Raw genomic sequence first — 17,706 nt, forward strand, 5'->3', positions numbered from 1 at the left:
GCAGGCGCCGCGCGCGCGAACAGCCCTTTGGATCACTTGCCCTCCGGCCAGCAGCCGGGGTGCTGCTTGCAGTAGACGGTCTTGGTGACGGTCACCGTGACGGTGGGGCCGGGCTGCTGACCGCCGCCGGGCGGGTTGACCGGCGAGGGTGTGGCGTCGCAGTTGCCCAGCCCGTTCACGTGGAACCACTCCTTGCCGCCGATCTTGGCGACGAGGTCCCCGCGCACGCAGGAGCCGCTGACGGCCCGGGTGATCCGGCCGGTGACGGTGATGTCCTTGCCGTCGGAGGTCTCGCCCTCGCAGTCGACCTTCACGACGGTGTTCTCACCGGCCGTCGGCGAGCTGTTGCCGTTGCCACCACCGGCGTAGGAGCCGGTGCAGTTGAGCCACTGCACGTCGGCCTTCTGCCGCTCCAGCTCCGCGGTGACGGTCTGGTCGGTCGTGAACGCCACGGTCGCGGTGCTCAGCCCGCCCGGATCACAGCCGCCGACCCCGGCGACGGCGACGACCGCGAGGCCCGCCGCACCCACCGCCCGCGCCCCACGCGGGCGCAGCCCCGCGCGACCCCAAATCCTGCTGAAAGCCCCCATGGGAGGGCAGCCTGCCACTGTCCCGGCCGACGCGGTAGAGCGCATACGGCCACTCGCTGCTCAGCCGCGCAGCAGCAGCCACTCCTGGAGTTCCACCAGGTTGCCCTCCGGGTCCTTGAGGTGGGCGACCCGCATGCGGTCGGTCAGCGGGGCGGGGCCGTGCAGGAGGGCGGCGCCCCGTTCGGCGAGCCGCTCGCAGTAGGCGTCCAGGTCGTCCACCCGCAGGACCACCAGGGAGCGGTGGCCGGTGGCGTGGTCGCCGAGTTCGCCGAGGACCTCGGCCATCATCGCCCGGTCCTGCAGGGCGATCCCCGCCGAGCCGGTCGTGGGGCTGAACTTCTCGTACGGCCCGTCCGTCGCGCCGGACTGCGGCTTGAGGCCGAGGACGTCGGCGTAGAACCGGTAGCAGGCGGTGAAGTCGCCGACCAGCAGCCGCACTTGGGCGAGTTCCACGGCGGACGTCCCTCCCTGTCAGGACCAGCGGCCGGTGCGGCCGAGGAGCAGTGCCGTCGCCGCGGTGCCGGCGGTGGACGTGCGCAGGACGGTACGGCCCAGACGGTACGCCTTCGCCCCGGCCTCCTCGAAGAGGGCCAACTCCTCGGGGGACACACCGCCTTCGGGTCCGACGACGAGCACGATCTCGCCCTCGGCGGGCAGTTCGGCGGTCGCGAGCGGCTCGCTGCCGTAGTCGCGGTCCTCGTGCAGGACGGCGGCGAAGTCGGCTGCCGCGAGCAGCGCCGCGACCTGCTTGGTCGTCGCCGCCTCCGCGACCTCGGGGAAGCGCACCCGGCGGGACTGCTTGCCGGCCTCGCGGGCCGTCGCCCGCCACTTGCCGAGCGCCTTGGCGCCGCGCTCGCCCTTCCACTGCGTGATGCAGCGGGCCGCCGCCCACGGCACGATCGCGTCGACGCCGGTCTCGGTCATGGTCTCGACGGCCAGCTCACCGCGGTCGCCCTTGGGCAGGGCCTGGACGACGGTGATCCGGGGCGGCTGCGGCGGCTCCTCGGCCACCGCGCCCAGCTCCAGCACCAGCCGGTCCTTGCCCTCGGCCGCCTTGACGACGCCCTCGGCCCAGCGCCCGTGCCCGTCGGTGAGGACGACGTCCTCGCCGGGCCGCAGCCGCTTCACGGAGACCGCGTGCCGCCCCTCGGGCCCGTCGAGCACGTACTCGCCGCCGGCGGGACCGGTGGCCCGCTCCAGCGACTCGACGACGAAGACCGGCGCGGTCATCGGCCGGCACCGCCCTGCGGGTACGACGACAACGCTGTCGACGCGGCGGCCGACTCGGCGGCCAGGACCTCCACCAGCTGTCCGGCGGGCAGCTCGCGGGCCATGCGGTGGCCCTGCCCCGCCCACAGCGCCATGCCCTGCGGGTCGCCGGAGGAGGCGGCCTTCTTGCGCAGCGGCGAGGTGAGGTGGTGGATCTCGGGGTAGGCGGCGGGGGCGTACGGGCCGTGCTCGCGCATGAAGCGGTTGACCAGGCCGCGCGCGGGTCGTCCGGAGAAGGCGCGGGTCAGCTCGGTGCGGACGAACAGGGGGTTGGTCAGCGCCTGCTTGTGCAGGGCGTGGGCGCCGGACTCCGGGGTGGCGAGGAAGGCGGTGCCGAGCTGGGCGGCACTGGCGCCGGCCGCGAGGGCGGCGGCGATCTGGCTGCCGCGCATGATGCCGCCGGCGGCGACGAGGGGCAGGCTCACCGTCTCGCGGACCTGGGCGACGAGGGACAGCAGTCCGATGCCGGTGCCGTCGGTCTCGGGGTTGTCGCGGTGGGTGCCCTGATGGCCGCCGGCCTCGACGCCCTGCACGATCACCGCGTCGGCGCCGGCCCGCTCCACGGCGAGGGCCTCGTCCGGGGTGGTGGCGGTGACGAGGGTGAGGGTGCCGGCGCGGCGCAGCGACTCCAGTACGTCGGCGCTGGGCACGCCGAAGTGGAACGAGACGACCGGCACCGGGTTGTCCAGCAGCACGGCGAGCTTGGCCTCGTAGCCGTCGTCGCGGCCGCTGTCGGGGTCCCCCAGCTCGACCTCGTACCAGGCGGCCTCACCGGCGAGCTGATGCGCGTAGACGTCCACGGCCGCGGCGTCGGCGTAGTCGGGCTGCGGCATGAACAGGTTGACGCCGAAGGGCCGCTGGGTCAGTCCCCGCAGCTGCTTGATCTCCTGGTACATCCCGTCGGCGGTTTTGTACCCGCCGGCGAGAAACCCCAGCCCACCGGCCTCGGCCACGGCAGCGGCGAGCTGCGGCACGGAGACGCCGCCTGCCATGGGGGCCTGCACGATCGGATGCGGGAAGAGATCGGTCAGCGCGGAGGACATGACCGCATGTTGTCACGTCCTCCGAACAAGTCCGAATCGGCCCTGGGCCGTGCAATGCACGGGGACTGCACAGGGCCCGCCCCACCGGACTCAGCGTCCGTTGAACGCATCCTTCAACCTGGAGAACAACCCCTGCTGCCCCGGCTGGAACTGCCCCTGCGGACGCTCCTCGCCGCGCAGCTTGGCCAGTTCGCGCAGCAGTCGTTCCTGCTCGGGGTCGAGCTTGGTCGGCGTCGTGACCTCGACGTGGACGATGAGGTCGCCGCGGCCGCCGCCGCGCAGGTGGGTGACGCCCCGGCCGTGCAGCGGGATCGACTGGCCGGACTGGGTGCCGGGCCGGATGTCGACCTCCTCCATGCCGTCCAGCGTCTCCAGCGGCACCTTCGTGCCGAGCGCCGCCGCGGTCATCGGGATCGTCACCGTGCAGTGCAGGTCGTCGCCGCGCCGCTGGAAGGTCGTGTGCGGCAGCTCGTGGATCTCGACGTACAGGTCACCGGCGGGACCGCCACCGGGCCCGACCTCGCCCTCGCCGGCGAGCTGGATCCGGGTGCCGTTGTCGACACCGGCCGGGATCTTGACCGTCAGGGTGCGCCGGGACCGTACGCGGCCGTCGCCGGCGCACTCGGGGCACGGCGTCGGGACGACGGTGCCGAAGCCCTGGCACTGCGGGCAGGGGCGCGAGGTCATGACCTGGCCCAGGAAGGACCGCGTCACCTGCGACACCTCACCGCGGCCGCGGCACATGTCACACGTCTGGGCGGAGGTGCCGGGCGCGGCCCCTTCACCGTTACAGGTGTTGCAGACGACGGCCGTGTCGACCTGGATGTCCTTCGTGGTGCCGAAGGCCGCCTCGTCGAGCTCGACCTCCAGCCGGATCATCGCGTCCTGGCCGCGCCGGGTGCGCGAGCGCGGGCCGCGCTGGGACGCCGTACCGAAGAACGCGTCCATGATGTCCGAGAAGTTCCCGAAGCCGCCCGCGCCGAAGCCGCCCGCTCCCGCGCCGCCCGCCTGGGACAGCGGGTCGCCGCCGAGGTCGTAGACCTGCTTCTTCTGCGGGTCCGACAGCACCTCGTAAGCGGCATTGATCTCCTTGAACCGCTCCTGGGTCTTCGGATCCGGGTTGACGTCCGGGTGCAGCTCGCGGGCGAGCCGCCGGAAGGCCTTCTTGATCTCTTCCTGCGACGCGTCGCGACGCACGCCGAGCACGGCGTAGTAGTCCGTGGCCACTTACGACTCCGCCAGGATCTGTCCGACGTAACGTGCCACTGCGCGTACCGCTCCCATCGTTCCCGGGTAATCCATGCGGGTCGGTCCGACCACGCCGAGCTTGGCGACTGCCTCGCCGCCCGAACCGTAGCCCACCGACACGACGGACGTGGAGTTGAGTCCCTCGTAGGCGTTCTCGTGCCCGATGCGCACGGTCATGCCCGAATCCCCCGCCTCGCCAAGCAACTTGAGGAGGACGACCTGCTCTTCCAGGGCCTCCAGGACCGGCCGGATGGTGAGGGGGAAGTCATGTGCGAAGCGGGTGAGATTGGCGGTGCCGCCGATCATCAGCCGCTCCTCGTTCTCCTCGACGAGCGTCTCCAGGAGGGTGGAGAGCACGGTCGAGACGGTGCCTCGGTCCTCGACGTCGAAGGCCTCGGTGAGGTCCTCGACGAGCCGCGGGACGTCCGTGAACCGGCGTCCGGCGACCCTGCTGTTGAGCCGCGCGCGCAGATCGGCGAGCGAGGCCTCGCCGAACGGCGCCGGGCAGTCGACCATCCGCTGCTCGACCCGGCCGGTGTCCGTGATCAGCACGAGCATCACGCGCGCGGGTGCGAGCGAGAGCAGCTCGACGTGCCGGACGGTGGACCGGGTCAGGGACGGGTACTGCACGACGGCGACCTGCCGGGTGAGCTGCGCGAGCAGCCGTACCGTGCGGGCCACCACGTCGTCGAGGTCGACGGCGCCGTCCAGGAAGTTCTGGATGGCGCGCCGCTCGGGCGGGGTCATCGGCTTGACGCCGGCGAGCTTGTCGACGAACAGCCGGTAGCCCTTGTCGGTCGGGATGCGCCCGGCGCTGGTGTGCGGCTGGGCGATGAAGCCCTCGTCCTCCAGGGCCGCCATGTCGTTGCGCACGGTGGCCGGGGAGACGCCGAGGTTGTGCCGCTCGGTCAGGGCCTTCGACCCGACCGGCTCCTCGGTGCCGACGTAGTCCTGGACGATGGCGCGCAGAACCTGAAGCCTGCGTTCGCTCAGCATCTTCCGCACTCACCTCCAGAAGTCGTGCCCCTTGGCGCATTTCCTGGCACTCTGTCCATCCGAGTGCCAGCCGTCCCCGGCCAGTGTACGGCGGTGGGGTACGCCCCGGGCAAGGCCGGGCCAGGTCCGCCGTGCCCGACGGTGGTGTCCCCGCTAGCGTCGCCGTATGACGGTGACTTGGGAAGAGCTGGGGTGGGAGCGGCTGGCGGCCGGGGTGGGCCGGTGCCGTCTTCCGGTGTGGGACTGCACGGCGGGACTGGTCGTGGGGGACGGCGCCGCGTTGGTCGTCGACGCCGGTTCGAGCCTCGCCGAGGGCGCGCGGTTGCGTACCCAGGCGCAGTGGCTCACCGGTCACCGTGTGACTCATCTCGCGCTGACGCATCCCCACTTCGATCACGTCTTCGGGGCGGCGGCGTTCGCGGGGGCCGAGGTCTACGGCCCGGTGGGCATGGACACAGTGTTCCAGGGGCGGCACGCGCGTGAGGAGCTGCGCGCGGACGCGGTCGGCAACGGCCTGGACGCGGCCGCGGCCGAGGAGGCGGTGGACGCGCTGATCCACCCCCACCACCAGGTCAGCGGCGAGTGGACGCTCGACCTGGGCGGCGGCCGCCAGGTCCTGCTGGCGAACGTGGGCCCGGCCCATACCGCCCACGACCTGGTCGTGCTGGTGCCGGGCGAGGTCTCCGCCGACCGGGAGGTGGTCTTCTGCGGCGACCTGGTGGAGGAGTCCGGCGAGCCGCAGGCGGGCCCCGACGCCGTACCGTCGCACTGGCCGGCCGCCCTGGACCGGCTGCTGGACCTGGGCGGCGAGGACGCGCTGTACGTGCCCGGTCACGGAGCGGTGGTGGACGCCGGGTTCGTGCGGCGCCAGCGCGACGAGCTCGCGTCGAGATTCGGCGTGTCGCGGTGACCGCGGGGGCGCTTCTCCTATCGTCATCCGAATGCGCCAGTACTCCGCCGACCTGACCCCGCCCTGGAAGAAGCCCAAGCCCGTCCCCGAGGTCCCGGCGGAGCCCGGCCTGGTGGTCGAGGAGCCCGGCACGGGATTCTGCGGCGCGGTGATCCGCTGCGAGGCGGGCACGGTGACCCTGGAGGACCGCTTCGGCAAGCACCGGGTGTTCCCGCTGGAGCCGCGCGGCTTCCTGCTGGAGGGCAAGGTGGTGACGCTCGTACGGCCCTCGGGGGCGGCTCCCGTACGTCCCACCCGTACGGCATCCGGTTCGGTGGCCGTTCCCGGCGCCCGCGCCCGCGTCGCCCGCGCCGGCCGTATCTACGTCGAGGGCCGGCACGACGCCGAGCTGGTCGAGAAGGTGTGGGGCGACGACCTGCGCATCGAGGGCGTGGTCGTGGAGTACCTGGAGGGCGTCGACGACCTGCCGTCGATCGTGGCCGAATTCGCACCCGGTCCGGATGCGCGGCTGGGGGTCCTGGTGGACCACCTCGTGCCCGGCACGAAGGAGTGGCGCATCGCCGAGTCGGTGACGAGCGAGCACGCGCTGGTCGTGGGCCACCCGTACATCGACATCTGGGAGGCGGTGAAGCCGGCCTGCCTGGGGATCGAGGCGTGGCCCCGGGTGCCGCACGGGCAGGACTGGAAGACCGGGGTGTGCCGGGCGCTGGGCTGGCCGTCGGAGAACACCGGGGCGGTGTGGCAGGCGATTCTGAAGCGGGTGGGGTCCTACAAGGACCTGGAGCCGGCGTTGCTGGGGCGGGTGGAGGAGCTGATCGACTTCGTCACCCTGCAGCCGTGAGAGGGGGCAGAGTGCCGAACCTGCTGGTGTCGAGATCGATACCGATGATCGGCAACGGCACCGGGTCGCCGAACTTGCGGGTCCTCTTCGTTTGATAGTCCGCTGACAAGCTTGTGCCGACCGGCTCTGTGAGCACCAGGCACTGGGCCTTGAAGGGGTCGATGATCAGGTAGACGGGGACGTGTCCCGCAGCGTAGATCGAGCGCTTCTCCACATAGTCCCGGTGGACACTGGTCTTGGAGACGACCTCCACCAGCATCGTGACTGCCGGTCCGGGTACGAGGCGTCCCGGACTGTCATCGGCACCGATCTCCATGACCACGAGATCCGGCTGGGGCTCGCTGTCCTCAGCGGGAAAGGCCACGTCCTGGGTTTGCAGCCGGTCCCATCGGTCGGCGGGAATCTGGTCCTGAACGAACTGAACGATTCGATTGTGGACCTTGTCCGGCCCCGCCATCATCACGATTTCCCCCCGGATGAGCTCAGCCTTGAAACCCTCCGGAACCTCAAGGTTCTCGAAGGCCTCATGCACCCGGCGTTCATCCACAGCGGTCATCTCCGTGGCCCTCCGCTCCCTGCCGCCGCGTGTACAGCGGCAGCCTACGAATCAGGTTAGGGACCGAACCGACGTTCCGCACCGATTCACTCGCCCGCGTGATCAGTCCACCAACTCCCTGACCACCGCATCAGCCAGCAACCGCCCCCGAAGCGTCAGCACCGCACGCCCCTCCTGGTACGGCCCAGCCTCCAGCAGCCCCTCCCCCAGCGCCCGCCGAGAAGCCGCAAGCCCCTCCTCCCGCAGCAGCTCCAGCGGCACGCCCTCCCGCAGCCGCAGCTCCAGCAGGATCCGTTCCACCCGCCGGTCCTCCTCCGACAGCAGTTCGCGGCCGGCCCCCGGCGACCGCCCCGACGCCAGCGCCGCCGCGTAGGCACCCGGGTGCTTGACGTTCCACCAGCGCACCCCGCCCACATGCGAGTGGGCGCCCGGCCCCGCGCCCCACCAGTCGGCACCGCGCCAATACAGCTCGTTGTGCAGACAGCGGGCGGCCTCGGAGGTGGCCCAGTTGGAGACCTCGTACCAGTCGAAACCGGCCGCCGCCATCACCTCGTCGGCGATCAGGTACCGGTCGGCGTGGATGTCGTCGTCCGTCATCGGGACCTCGCCCCGGCGGATACGGCGGGCCAGCTGTGTGCCCTCCTCCACGATCAGGGCGTACGCGCTGATGTGGTCCGGCCCCGCACCCAGCGCCGCCTCAAGCGACGCGCGCCAGTCGTCGTCCGACTCGCCCGGGGTGCCGTAGATCAGGTCCAGGTTGACGTGCTCGAAGCCGGCCGCGCGGGCCTCCGCGACGCAGGCCTCGGGGCGGCCGGGGGTGTGCGTGCGGTCCAGGATCTTGAGCACGTGCCGGCGCGCGCTCTGCATGCCGAAGGAGATCCGGTTGAAACCGCCCTCGCGCAGGGTGGCCAGATACGCCGGGTCGACCGACTCCGGGTTCGCCTCCGTCGTGATCTCCGCGTCCGGCGCCAGTCCGAACTCGTCGCGGATCGCCCCCAGCATCCGTACGAGATCACCGGCGGCCAGCAGGGTGGGCGTACCGCCGCCGACGAAGACGGTGCGGACCTCGCGGGGGTCGTCGCCGAGGACCTTGCGGGCGAGGCGGACCTCGTCGACGAGGGTCTCGGCGTAGTTGTCGCGGGACGCGAGCACTCCGCCCGTGCCGCGCAGCTCGGTCGCCGTGTATGTGTTGAAGTCGCAGTAGCCGCAGCGGGTCGCGCAGTACGGGACGTGCAGGTAGAAGCCGAGGGGGCGGTCGGCCGCGGCGGCGAGCGCGGTCAGCGGCAGCGCGCCGTCGGCGGGGACGGGCTCGCCGTCGGGGAGTGCGGAGGGCATGGGTTCCATTGTCCCGTACTCCGCGGGTGTCCTTCCCCGCCGGTCACTCGGCCTGGAGCACCAGGAGCGCCAGATCGTCCTCCGGCGGGCGCCCGCCGAACTCGTGGACGAGCCTGCGGATCCGTTCCGCGATCAGCTCGGCGTTCAGCCCGGCGCACCCGGCGAGTGCCGTGGCGAGGCCGTCGCCGTCGTCGAACTGGCGGGTGCCGCTGCGCCGCTCGGTCACCCCGTCGGTCACGCACAGCAGGGTGTCGCCGGAGCACAGCTCGAAGGTCTCGCTGCGGTACGTGGCGTCCTCGACGACCCCGAGCAGGGTCTGCGGCTGGGCGACGGTGTGCACCTCGCCGTCCGTGCCGAGCAGCAGCGGCAGCGGGTGGCCGGCGGAGGCGAGGGTGCAGCGGATGCCGCCGTCGACGGGTGTCAGTTCGCCGTAGAGCAGGGAGAGGAAGCGGGTCTGGGGGCCGTCGCCGGGGGCCATCGGGCCGACCAGGGCGCGGGCCGCGGCGTCGGCGGCCTCGGTGGCGTCGTCGAGGAGCAGCTGGTTGAGGCGGTCGAGGACGTCGGAGACGCGGTAGCCCTCGCGGGCCAGCAGCCGCAGCCAGGGCCGCGCGATGCCGATCACCACCGCCGCCTCGGGGCCCTTGCCCTGGACGTCGCCGATGGCGAAGCACCAGCGGCCGTCGCCGGCCGGGAACAGGTCGTAGAAGTCGCCGCTCGGACCGCCCTTGTCGCACGGCTCGTACACGAGGGCGCTGACCACCCCGGGGATCTCCGCGACGGCGCCGGGCAGCAGTCCGCGCTGCAGGACCCGGCTGATGGTGGCCTGGCGGGCGTACTGGCGGGCGGCGCCGATGGCGAGGGCCACCCGGCGGCTGAGGTCCTCGACGAGCCCGGTGACCTCGTCGGGGAAGCGCGGCAGACCGGCCCGCCCGATGACCAGCGTGCCCATGGGGCGGCCGCCGGCGATCAGCCGGTACGCGAGCGCGGTGCCCCGCACCCCGCGCGCGCCGAGCGCCTCACCGGGCCAGGGGTAGGAGACGGGTCCGGCGCGATCGTCGTCGGGCGGCTGCGGCGGCTCCTTCTCCAGGGCGCCGCGCAGTTCCTCGATGAGGCTCTCCGAGCCGTGCCAGACCCGGGCCAGCCGGGGCCCGGTGCCGTCCGTCGCCCAGCCGGCCGCGCCCTCCGCATCGCCGGAGCGGGGGTACCCCCAGCGCCCGGCGACCTCGTCCTCCAGCCACACCGCGCACCAGTCCGCGAGCCGCGGCACGATCAACTGGCCGGCGAGGGCGGCCACGAGGTTCTCGTCGAGCTGCCCGGCGAGCAGGTCGGAGGCCTCGGCGAGGAAGGACAGCGCGCCCCGGTTGAGCCAGTCCCGCTCCCGCTCGGCGCGCTGGGGCTCGGGCGCGAGGATCTCGGCGACGCGCAGCCCGCGCTCCAGCGCGCGCTCCTCGGCGTACGCCTCGATGTCGTCCTTGGCCGCCACGGGATCCTCGGCGGGCAGCCGCGCCCACACGGTCTTGGAGCCGGTGCGGTAGGTGACGCCCCAGGACTCCGCGAGCCGGGACACCAGGCGCAGCCCGCGCCCGTACTCCGGTGTCTCGTAGGGCGCCTCCAGCTCGCCGTCGCGCGGGGCGCGCGAGGGGTGGTGGTCCAGGACCTCGACGAGGAGGGCGCCGGTGTCCATCTCCAGCCGGCAGGTGAGCTCGACCTCGGTGCCGGCGTGCACGACGGCGTTGGTGACGAGTTCGCTGACGGCCACCACGGCGTCGTCGACGAGGCGGTCGGTGAGGTGCTCGGTGCCGGGGAGTCCGGAGGCGGCCCACTCGGTGAGGGCGCGCCGCACCAGGGTGCGGGCGGAGCCCGGGGAGAGGGGGCTGCCGGGGAGCGTGGTGCGGGTCATCGCGCGCTCGGTGTCGTGCGCAGGCGCATCACAGGCACGGGTGACGGTCTCCCGTTGCACCGGAATGGCCCCCATCTACAGCTCCCCGGACGGTTCGGACGAATACGCCTCAGCGGACGCCGACAGAGTGACAGACTGGCCACGCCCATAAGCACCGAGTTACCGAAGTGGGCCGCCATGAGTGAGAACCGTGCTACGCGTGTGCTCGAAGACGGACAGAAAGACGGTCAAATTCGAGCATCGGATCTGCGCCCGCTGCTCGCCGCGATGACCGCGGCCCGGGACGGGGACTTCCGCAGGCTCCCGGAGACCGGTGAGGGTGTGGTGGCCGAGCTGACGGCCGTCTTCAACCAGATCATGGACCGCAGTACGCACTTCAACGGGGAAGTGCAGCGCGTAAAACGGGAGTTGATCCGGCACGGCAGGCTGGACGAACGGCTCTCCGCGAGCCCGGGGCAGGGCGACTGGACGACCCGCGTCAACGACGTCAACCATGTGCTCGACGCCCTGGTGGCCCCGGCCGCGAACGCCACGCGCGTGCTCGACGCGGTGGCCGGCGGCGACCTCACCCAGCGCGTCGACCTCCATGACGGCAGCCGCCAGTTACGCGGCGACCTGCGCCGCCTCGGCCGGGCCGTGAACAAGATGGTCGACCAGCTCTCCCTGTTCACCGGCGAGGTCACGCGCGTGGCCCGCGAGGTCGGCACCGAGGGCCGGCTCGGCGGACGCGCCAAGGTGCAGGGCCTGTCGGGCAGTTGGCGGGATGTGACCGAGGCGGTCAACGCGATGGCGTCCCGGTTGACGGCCCAGGTGCGGGACATCGCGGCGGTGACGACGGCCGTGGCGCGCGGCGACCTGACCCGCACGGTCACCGTGGAGGCGACCGGCGAGCTGCTCGAACTGAAGCTGACCGTCAACACGATGGTGGACCAGCTGTCCGCCTTCGCCGACGAGGTCACCCGCGTCGCCCGCGAGGTGGGTACGGAGGGCCAGCTGGGCGGGCGGGCCCAGGTGCGCGGCGTCAGCGGCGTATGGAAGGACCTCACGGACAACGTCAACTTCATGGCGTCGAACCTGACCTCCCAGGTCCGCAACATCGCCCAGGTGACCACCGCGGTGGCCAACGGCGACCTGAGTCAGAAGATCACCGTGGACGCCCAGGGCGAGATCCTCGAACTGAAGTCGACCATCAACACGATGGTGGACCAGCTCTCCGCCTTCGCCGACGAGGTCACCCGCGTCGCCCGCGAGGTCGGCACCGAGGGCAACCTCGGCGGCCGGGCCCAGGTACGCGGCGTCTCCGGCGTATGGAAGGACCTCACCGACAACGTCAACTTCATGGCGGACAACCTCACTTCGCAGGTCCGCAACATCGCCCTCGTCTCCACCGCCGTCGCCCAGGGCGACCTCGGCAAGAAGATCACCGTCGAGGCGAAGGGCGAGATCCTGGAGCTGAAGTCGACCATCAACACGATGGTGGACCAGCTCTCCGCCTTCGCCGACGAGGTCACCCGCGTCGCCCGCGAGGTCGGCACCGAGGGCAACCTCGGCGGTCAGGCCCAGGTGCGCGGCGTCAGCGGCGTATGGAAGGACCTCACCGACAACGTCAACTTCATGGCGCTGAACCTGACCTCCCAGGTCCGCAACATCGCCCAGGTCACCACCGCCGTCGCCAACGGCGACCTCTCCAAGAAGATCACCGTCGACGCGCGCGGCGAGATCCTGGAGCTGAAGGACACCGTCAACACGATGGTCCAGCAGCTGCGCGCCTTCGCCGATGAGGTCACCCGCGTCGCCCGGGAGGTCGGCACCGACGGCCGGCTGGGTGGCCGGGCGCAGGTGCTGGGCGTCTCCGGTGTGTGGCGGGACCTGACGGACAACGTCAACTACATGGCGGACAACCTGACTTCCCAGGTCCGCAACATCGCCCAGGTCACCACCGCCGTCGCCAACGGCGACCTCTCCAAGAAGATCGACGTGGACGCGCGCGGCGAGATCCTGGAGCTGAAGACCGCCATCAACACGATGGTCGACACGCTGTCGTCGTTCTCCTCGGAGGTCACGCGCGTGGCCCGCGAGGTCGGCTCCGAGGGTCAACTGGGCGGCCAGGCCCGGGTGGAGGGCGTGTACGGCACCTGGAAGCGCCTGACGACCAACGTGAACGAACTCGCGTCGAACCTCACCACCCAGGTGCGCGCCATCGCCGAGGTCGCCTCCGCCGTGGCGCAGGGCGACATGTCCCGTTCGATCACGGTCGAGACGCGCGGCGAGGTCGCCGAGCTCAAGGACAACATCAACCTGATGGTGGCCAACCTGCGCGAGACGACCCGCGCCAAGGACTGGCTGGAGTCCAACCTGGCCCGGCTCGCGGCCCTGATGCAGGGTCACCGGGACCTGATGGAGGTCGCCGACCTGCTGCTGCGCGAGCTGACACCGCTGGTGAACGCCCAGTACGGCGCGTTCTTCCTGGCGGACCCGGACGAGGAGAGCGCCGCGCTGCGCACCACGGTGCCCGCGAAGGGACTGGCCTTCATCGCCGGATACGGCTCGGCGCAGGGCACGACCATCGAGACCGGCGGCCTCCCGGTGCACGGGCTGGTCCGGCAGGCGGCCCGGGAGAAGAAGCGGATCCTCGTCGAGGAGGCCCCGCCGGACTACATCAAGATCAACAGCGGGCTCGGCGAGGCGGCTCCCAGCAGCGTCGTGATCATCCCGATCCTCTTCGAGGACAAGCTCCTCGGCGTGATCGAGCTGGCGTCGTTCTCCCGCTTCTCCGATGTGCACCTGGCGTTCTTCGACCAGTTCGTGAACACCATCGCCGTCGCGATCAACACGATCATCGCCAACTCCCGTACGGAGTCCCTGCTCGGCGAGTCCCAGCGCCTCGCGATGCAGCTCCAGGAACGCTCCGACGAACTCCAGATGCAGCAGGCGGAGTTGCAGCGCTCGAACGCCGAACTGGAGGAGAAGGCGGCCCTGCTCGCGACCTCCTCCCAGTACAAGTCGGAGTTCCTGGCAAACATGTCGCACGAGCTGCGCACCCCGCTGAACTCGCTGCTGATCCTGGCCCGGCTGCTCTCCGACAACCCGGACGGCCATCTCTCCGACCAGGAGGTCCAGTTCGCGACGACGATCCACCGCTCGGGCTCGGACCTGCTCCAGCTGATCAACGACATCCTGGACCTGTCGAAGATCGAGGCGGGCCGGATGGACGTACGCCCGAAGAAGCTGCCGCTGATCAAGCTGCTGGACTACGTCCACGCCACCTTCCGGCCGCTCACCCTGGACCGGGGCCTCGCCTTCGAGGTGTCGGTGGGCGAGGACGTGCCGCGCGAGATGTACTCGGACGAGCAGCGCCTGCAGCAGATCCTGCGCAACCTGCTCTCCAACGCGATCAAGTTCACCGCGACGGGCCGGGTCGAGTTGCGCGTGAGCCGACTGAAGGACCCCGAGCACCGATGGGGGTCCCCCCGCTCGAGCGAAGCCGAGAGTGGGGGAGTGCGCGAGAACGACGAGGTGATCGCCTTCGCGGTCTCCGACACCGGCATCGGCATCGCGGCGGAGAAACTCCCGGTCATCTTCGAGGCGTTCCAGCAGGCCGACGGCACGACCAACCGCAAGTACGGCGGCACGGGCCTCGGTCTGTCCATCAGCCGGGAGATCGCGGGCCTGCTGGGCGGCCGTATCGTCGCCGAGAGCGAACCCGGCAAGGGCTCGACGTTCACGCTGTACGTCCCGGTCGTCAGCCCCGGTCACGCCGCCACCGGCCCGGTGCCCGAGGACCGTCCCGTGCCGGTGCCGGAGCAGTTGTCGGCGGAGCCGTTCCAGGCGGCCCACGACGCGGACGACTCGTGGCCGACGCCGACCAAGCTGGAGGCGTGGCAGACGGGCCGGGCGGGGCGGGTCCTGCCGGGCCGGCGGGTGCTGATCGTGGACGACGACATCCGCAACGTCTTCGCGCTCACCCATGTGCTCGGCCGGGTGGGCATGCCGGTGCTGTACGCGGAGAACGGCCGCGAGGGCATCGAGACACTGGAGCGCGCCCCGGACGTCGAACTCGTCCTGATGGACATCATGATGCCGGAGATGGATGGATATGAGACGATCTCCGCCATCCGTCGCACCCCGCGCTGGATGAACCTGCCCATCGTCGCGCTGACCGCCAAGGCGATGCCCGGAGACCGGGAGAAGTCCATCGCGCGGGGCGCCAACGACTACGTACCCAAGCCGGTGGACGTGGATCAGCTGCTCACCGTCGTCTGCGACCTCCTGGACCCCGAGGGCGCGGACACGGCGGGCGGTACCGCGCGGCCGGATCTCACCGCAGTACCGGGACCCGACGCTTCCGAGGGGGAAGAGGTCCCGCCGACCATCACCGAATGAGGCCACTTCACCATGAGCGCTGAGGCTACGACCGACGAGCGGGCCGGAATCCTCCTGGTCGACGACATGGAGGACAACCTGATCGCGCTTGAGGCCGTCCTGGGGTCCCTCAACGAGCCGATAGTCCGCGCGCGTTCGGGCGAGGAGGCCATGAAGGCGCTGCTGCGGCAGCGCTTCGCCCTGGTCCTGCTCGACGTCCGGATGCCGGGCATGGACGGCTTCGAGACCGCCACCAACATCAAACGGCTCGACCAGACCAAGGACGTCCCAATCATCTTCCTGACTGGCGCGGAGGACGAGCCCGGCTACGCCTTCCGCGGCTACGCCACGGGCGCCGCCGACTATCTGACCAAGCCGTTCGACCCCTGGGTGCTACGCGCGAAGGTGTCTGTGTTCCTCGACCTGTACCGCAAGAACCGGCAGTTGGAGCAGTTGCTGAGCCGCGAGCACATCCAGACCAAGCAGCTCAGCACACAGCTGGAGGCCTTGGAGGAGCAGCTCTCCGACGACACTCCCCCGGACCTGCCGGACCTGCGCGCAAGGGTCCACGAGATACGCCGACTTGTCGGAAAGGGCTGACCTTGCCTACCTGAGGGGCGCGGGGCTGTATCGATTGGGGGCTCCGCGGCGGGGGCGCGAGCAACCACGGACCACCCGCGGCCGCCGCCAGTCCCCCGCCACCCCTCCGCTACGGCGCTACGCCTCGCGAGAGCCCGCGTACATCTCGTCGATCAGGTGCTTGTACTCCCGCTCGACGACCGGCCGCTTCAGCTTCAGGCTCGGCGTGATCTCCCCGTGCTCCACATCGAGGTCCCGCGGCAGCAGCCGGAACTTCTTGATCGTCTGCCACTTCTGAAGCCCCTCGTTGAGCTTCTTGACGTAGCCCTCGACCATCTCGACAGTGGCCGGCGCGGCCACGATCTCCGCGTACGACTTGCCGCCGAGCCCGTTCTCCTCGGCCCACGCCTGGATCGCGACCTCGTCCAGCGCGATCAGCGCCGTGCAGAAGTTCCGGTCGGCGCCGTGCACCAGGATGTTGGAGACGTACGGGCACACCGCCTTGAACTGCCCCTCGACCTCGGCGGGCGCGATGTACTTGCCACCCGAGGTCTTGATGAGGTCCTTCTTGCGGTCGGTGATACGGAGGTAGCCGTCCGGGGACAGCTCGCCGATGTCGCCGGTGTGGAACCAGCCGTCGCTCTCGAGCACCTCGGCGGTCTTGTCGGGCAGCCCGTGGTAGCCCTCCATGATGCCGGGGCCGCGCAGCAGGATCTCGCCGTCGTCGGCGATGCGGACCTCCGTGCCGGGCAGCGGCTTGCCGACCGTGCCGGTGCGGTAGGCCTCGCCCGGGTTCACGAAGGACGCGGCCGAGGACTCCGTGAGGCCGTAGCCCTCCAGGATGTGGATGCCGGCGCCGGCGAAGAAGTAGCCGATCTCCGGGGCGAGGGCGGCCGAGCCGGAGACGCAGGCGCGCAGGTTGCCGCCGAAGGCCTCGCGGATCTTGGCGTACACGAGGGTGTCGGCGACCTTGTGCTTGGCGGCCAGGCCGAACGGCGCGGAGTGGGTGCCGGTGCGCCGGAAGTTGTCCTGGGTGACCTTGGCGTACTCGCGGGCGACCGCGGCGGCCCACTGGAAGATCTTGTACTTGGCGCCGCCGCCCGCGCGGGCCTTGGCGGCGACCCCGTTGTAGACCTTCTCGAAGATGCGCGGGACGGCCGCCATGTACGTCGGCTGCACGACCGGCAGGTTCTCGATGATCTTGTCGACGCGGCCGTCCACGGCCGTGACGTGGCCGACCTCGATCTGGCCGGAGGTGAGCACCTTGCCGAAGACGTGGGCGAGCGGCAGCCACAGGTACTGCACGTCCTCGGGGCCGACCAGCCCGGTCGCGGCGATGGCCTTCGCCATGTACGACCAGTTGTCGTGCGGCAGCCGCACGCCCTTGGGGCGGCCGGTGGTGCCGGAGGTGTAGATCAGGGTGGCGAGCTGGTCCTTGGTGATCGCGCCGACCCGCTGCTTGATCAGATCGGGGTCCTTCTCCAGCCGGGCCGCGCCGCGGGCCTCGAGCTCGTCGAGGGTGAGGATCCAGTCGGCGGTCTCGACACCGGCCGGGTCGATGACGACGACATGGGTGAGGTCCGGCAGCTCGCCGCGCTTCTCCACCGCCTTGGCCAGCTGCGCCGCGTCCTCGGCGATCAGCACCCGGCTGTCGGAGTCGGAGAGGATGAACGCCGACTCCTCGGCGTTGGTCTGCGGATAGACGGTGGTCGTCGCCGCGCCGGCGCACATGATGCCCAGGTCGGCCAGTATCCACTCGAGCCTGGTCGAGGAGGCGAGGGCCACCCGCTGCTCGGGCTGGACGCCCAGCTCGATGAGGCCGGCCGCGATGGCGTGGACCCGCTCGGCGGCCTGTCCCCAGGTCAGCGACTTCCAGTCGTCCGGACCCTGCCCCGAGGCCGCAGGCACGGGATAGCGGTACGCCTCGGCTTCCGGCGTGGCGGCCACGCGCTCCAGGAAGAGGGTCGCCACGCTCGGCGGGCGGTTCTCGATCAGTGTCTGTGTGTCGCTCACGACATCCTCCGGGGGCCCGCGACTGTGCGGCTGGTTCCACTCACGTTGTTTAACTCGCGAGTAA

General features: G+C 71.1%; 14 protein-coding genes. 4 read left to right on the forward strand and 10 right to left on the reverse strand.

Translation table 11 applies throughout. The annotated features are described in order from the left end of the window. Positions 1-32: 32 nt before the first annotated feature. The 6 genes from ACIRD7_RS11435 to hrcA form a co-directional block, all read right to left on the reverse strand. Positions 33-590, reverse strand: a complete 558-nt coding sequence (locus ACIRD7_RS11435; RefSeq protein ID WP_403452411.1) for a hypothetical protein — start codon at positions 588-590, stop codon at positions 33-35. A gap of 60 nt (positions 591-650) precedes the next feature. Next, complete coding sequence (locus tag ACIRD7_RS11440) at positions 651-1,043, reverse strand: VOC family protein (RefSeq protein ID WP_403452412.1); 393 nt, start codon at positions 1,041-1,043, stop codon at positions 651-653. 18 nt (positions 1,044-1,061) lie between these two features. Continuing rightward, a complete protein-coding gene (locus ACIRD7_RS11445) occupies positions 1,062-1,820 on the reverse strand; it encodes a 16S rRNA (uracil(1498)-N(3))-methyltransferase (protein ID WP_403452414.1) in 759 nt (252 codons plus the stop codon). Further along, positions 1,817-2,902, reverse strand: a complete 1,086-nt coding sequence (locus tag ACIRD7_RS11450) for a nitronate monooxygenase (protein ID WP_403452416.1) — start codon at positions 2,900-2,902, stop codon at positions 1,817-1,819. Before ACIRD7_RS11450 ends, ACIRD7_RS11445 begins: the two co-directional genes overlap by 4 nt. Before the next feature lie 90 nt (positions 2,903-2,992). Further along, entirely contained in the window at positions 2,993-4,129 is a 1,137-nt protein-coding gene (dnaJ, locus tag ACIRD7_RS11455; protein ID WP_403452418.1) for a molecular chaperone DnaJ, read from the reverse strand. Continuing rightward, positions 4,130-5,146, reverse strand: coding sequence for a heat-inducible transcriptional repressor HrcA (gene hrcA, locus ACIRD7_RS11460; RefSeq protein WP_403452420.1), 1,017 nt, complete (start codon positions 5,144-5,146; stop codon positions 4,130-4,132). A gap of 166 nt (positions 5,147-5,312) precedes the next feature. On the opposite strand from hrcA, the gene ACIRD7_RS11465 reads away from it, so the two are divergent. After that, a complete protein-coding gene (locus ACIRD7_RS11465) occupies positions 5,313-6,056 on the forward strand; it encodes an MBL fold metallo-hydrolase (RefSeq protein WP_403452422.1) in 744 nt (247 codons plus the stop codon). A gap of 31 nt (positions 6,057-6,087) precedes the next feature. Continuing rightward, the gene (locus ACIRD7_RS11470; RefSeq protein ID WP_403452424.1) at positions 6,088-6,897 is read left to right on the forward strand and encodes a DUF3097 domain-containing protein; all 810 of its coding nucleotides are present in this window, start codon (positions 6,088-6,090) and stop codon (positions 6,895-6,897) included. On the opposite strand, the gene ACIRD7_RS11475 is transcribed toward ACIRD7_RS11470, so the two are convergent. From ACIRD7_RS11475 to ACIRD7_RS11485, 3 genes are all read right to left on the reverse strand, one after another. Continuing rightward, positions 6,881-7,453 (reverse strand): Uma2 family endonuclease, encoded by a 573-nt coding sequence (locus tag ACIRD7_RS11475; RefSeq protein ID WP_403452426.1) that lies wholly within the window; start codon positions 7,451-7,453, stop codon positions 6,881-6,883. The two genes, ACIRD7_RS11470 and ACIRD7_RS11475, sit on opposite strands and share 17 nt — an antisense overlap. 102 nt (positions 7,454-7,555) lie before the next feature. Further along, positions 7,556-8,788, reverse strand: a complete 1,233-nt coding sequence (gene hemW, locus ACIRD7_RS11480) for a radical SAM family heme chaperone HemW (protein ID WP_403452428.1) — start codon at positions 8,786-8,788, stop codon at positions 7,556-7,558. Between the two features lie 43 nt (positions 8,789-8,831). Continuing rightward, entirely contained in the window at positions 8,832-10,763 is a 1,932-nt protein-coding gene (locus tag ACIRD7_RS11485) for a SpoIIE family protein phosphatase (protein ID WP_403452430.1), read from the reverse strand. A 102-nt stretch (positions 10,764-10,865) separates the two neighbouring features. Between ACIRD7_RS11485 and ACIRD7_RS11490 the strand changes: the two genes are divergently transcribed. After that, complete coding sequence (locus tag ACIRD7_RS11490; RefSeq protein ID WP_403452432.1) at positions 10,866-15,071, forward strand: HAMP domain-containing protein; 4,206 nt, start codon at positions 10,866-10,868, stop codon at positions 15,069-15,071. Between the two features lie 12 nt (positions 15,072-15,083). Continuing rightward, positions 15,084-15,650 carry a two-component system response regulator gene (locus ACIRD7_RS11495; RefSeq protein WP_403452434.1) on the forward strand — a complete coding sequence of 189 codons (567 nt, stop codon included), beginning with the start codon at positions 15,084-15,086 and terminating at the stop codon, positions 15,648-15,650. Positions 15,651-15,767: 117 nt separating this feature from the next. On the opposite strand, the gene ACIRD7_RS11500 is transcribed toward ACIRD7_RS11495, so the two are convergent. After that, on the reverse strand, positions 15,768-17,642 hold the full coding sequence (locus ACIRD7_RS11500; protein WP_403452435.1) for an AMP-dependent synthetase/ligase: 1,875 nt from the start codon (positions 17,640-17,642) through the stop codon (positions 15,768-15,770). Between the last annotated feature and the right edge of the window lie 64 nt (positions 17,643-17,706).

Source organism: Streptomyces sp. NPDC093568 (genome assembly GCF_044764945.1).
GTDB lineage: Bacteria > Actinomycetota > Actinomycetes > Streptomycetales > Streptomycetaceae > Streptomyces.

Bases quoted from the DNA above. Each gene is read 5' to 3' on its own strand.
- ACIRD7_RS11435 (WP_403452411.1), bottom strand. From the start codon at position 590: ATGGGGGCTTTCAGCAGGATTTGGGGTCGCGCGGGGCTGCGCCCGCGT.
- ACIRD7_RS11445 (WP_403452414.1), bottom strand. From the start codon at position 1,820: ATGACCGCGCCGGTCTTCGTCGTCGAGTCGCTGGAGCGGGCCACCGGT.
- ACIRD7_RS11450 (WP_403452416.1), bottom strand. From the start codon at position 2,902: ATGTCCTCCGCGCTGACCGATCTCTTCCCGCATCCGATCGTGCAGGCC.
- hrcA (WP_403452420.1), bottom strand. From the start codon at position 5,146: ATGCTGAGCGAACGCAGGCTTCAGGTTCTGCGCGCCATCGTCCAGGAC.
- ACIRD7_RS11465 (WP_403452422.1), top strand. From the start codon at position 5,313: ATGACGGTGACTTGGGAAGAGCTGGGGTGGGAGCGGCTGGCGGCCGGG.
- ACIRD7_RS11470 (WP_403452424.1), top strand. From the start codon at position 6,088: ATGCGCCAGTACTCCGCCGACCTGACCCCGCCCTGGAAGAAGCCCAAG.
- ACIRD7_RS11475 (WP_403452426.1), bottom strand. From the start codon at position 7,453: ATGACCGCTGTGGATGAACGCCGGGTGCATGAGGCCTTCGAGAACCTT.
- hemW (WP_403452428.1), bottom strand. From the start codon at position 8,788: ATGCCCTCCGCACTCCCCGACGGCGAGCCCGTCCCCGCCGACGGCGCG.
- ACIRD7_RS11485 (WP_403452430.1), bottom strand. From the start codon at position 10,763: ATGGGGGCCATTCCGGTGCAACGGGAGACCGTCACCCGTGCCTGTGAT.
- ACIRD7_RS11490 (WP_403452432.1), top strand. From the start codon at position 10,866: ATGAGTGAGAACCGTGCTACGCGTGTGCTCGAAGACGGACAGAAAGAC.
- ACIRD7_RS11495 (WP_403452434.1), top strand. From the start codon at position 15,084: ATGAGCGCTGAGGCTACGACCGACGAGCGGGCCGGAATCCTCCTGGTC.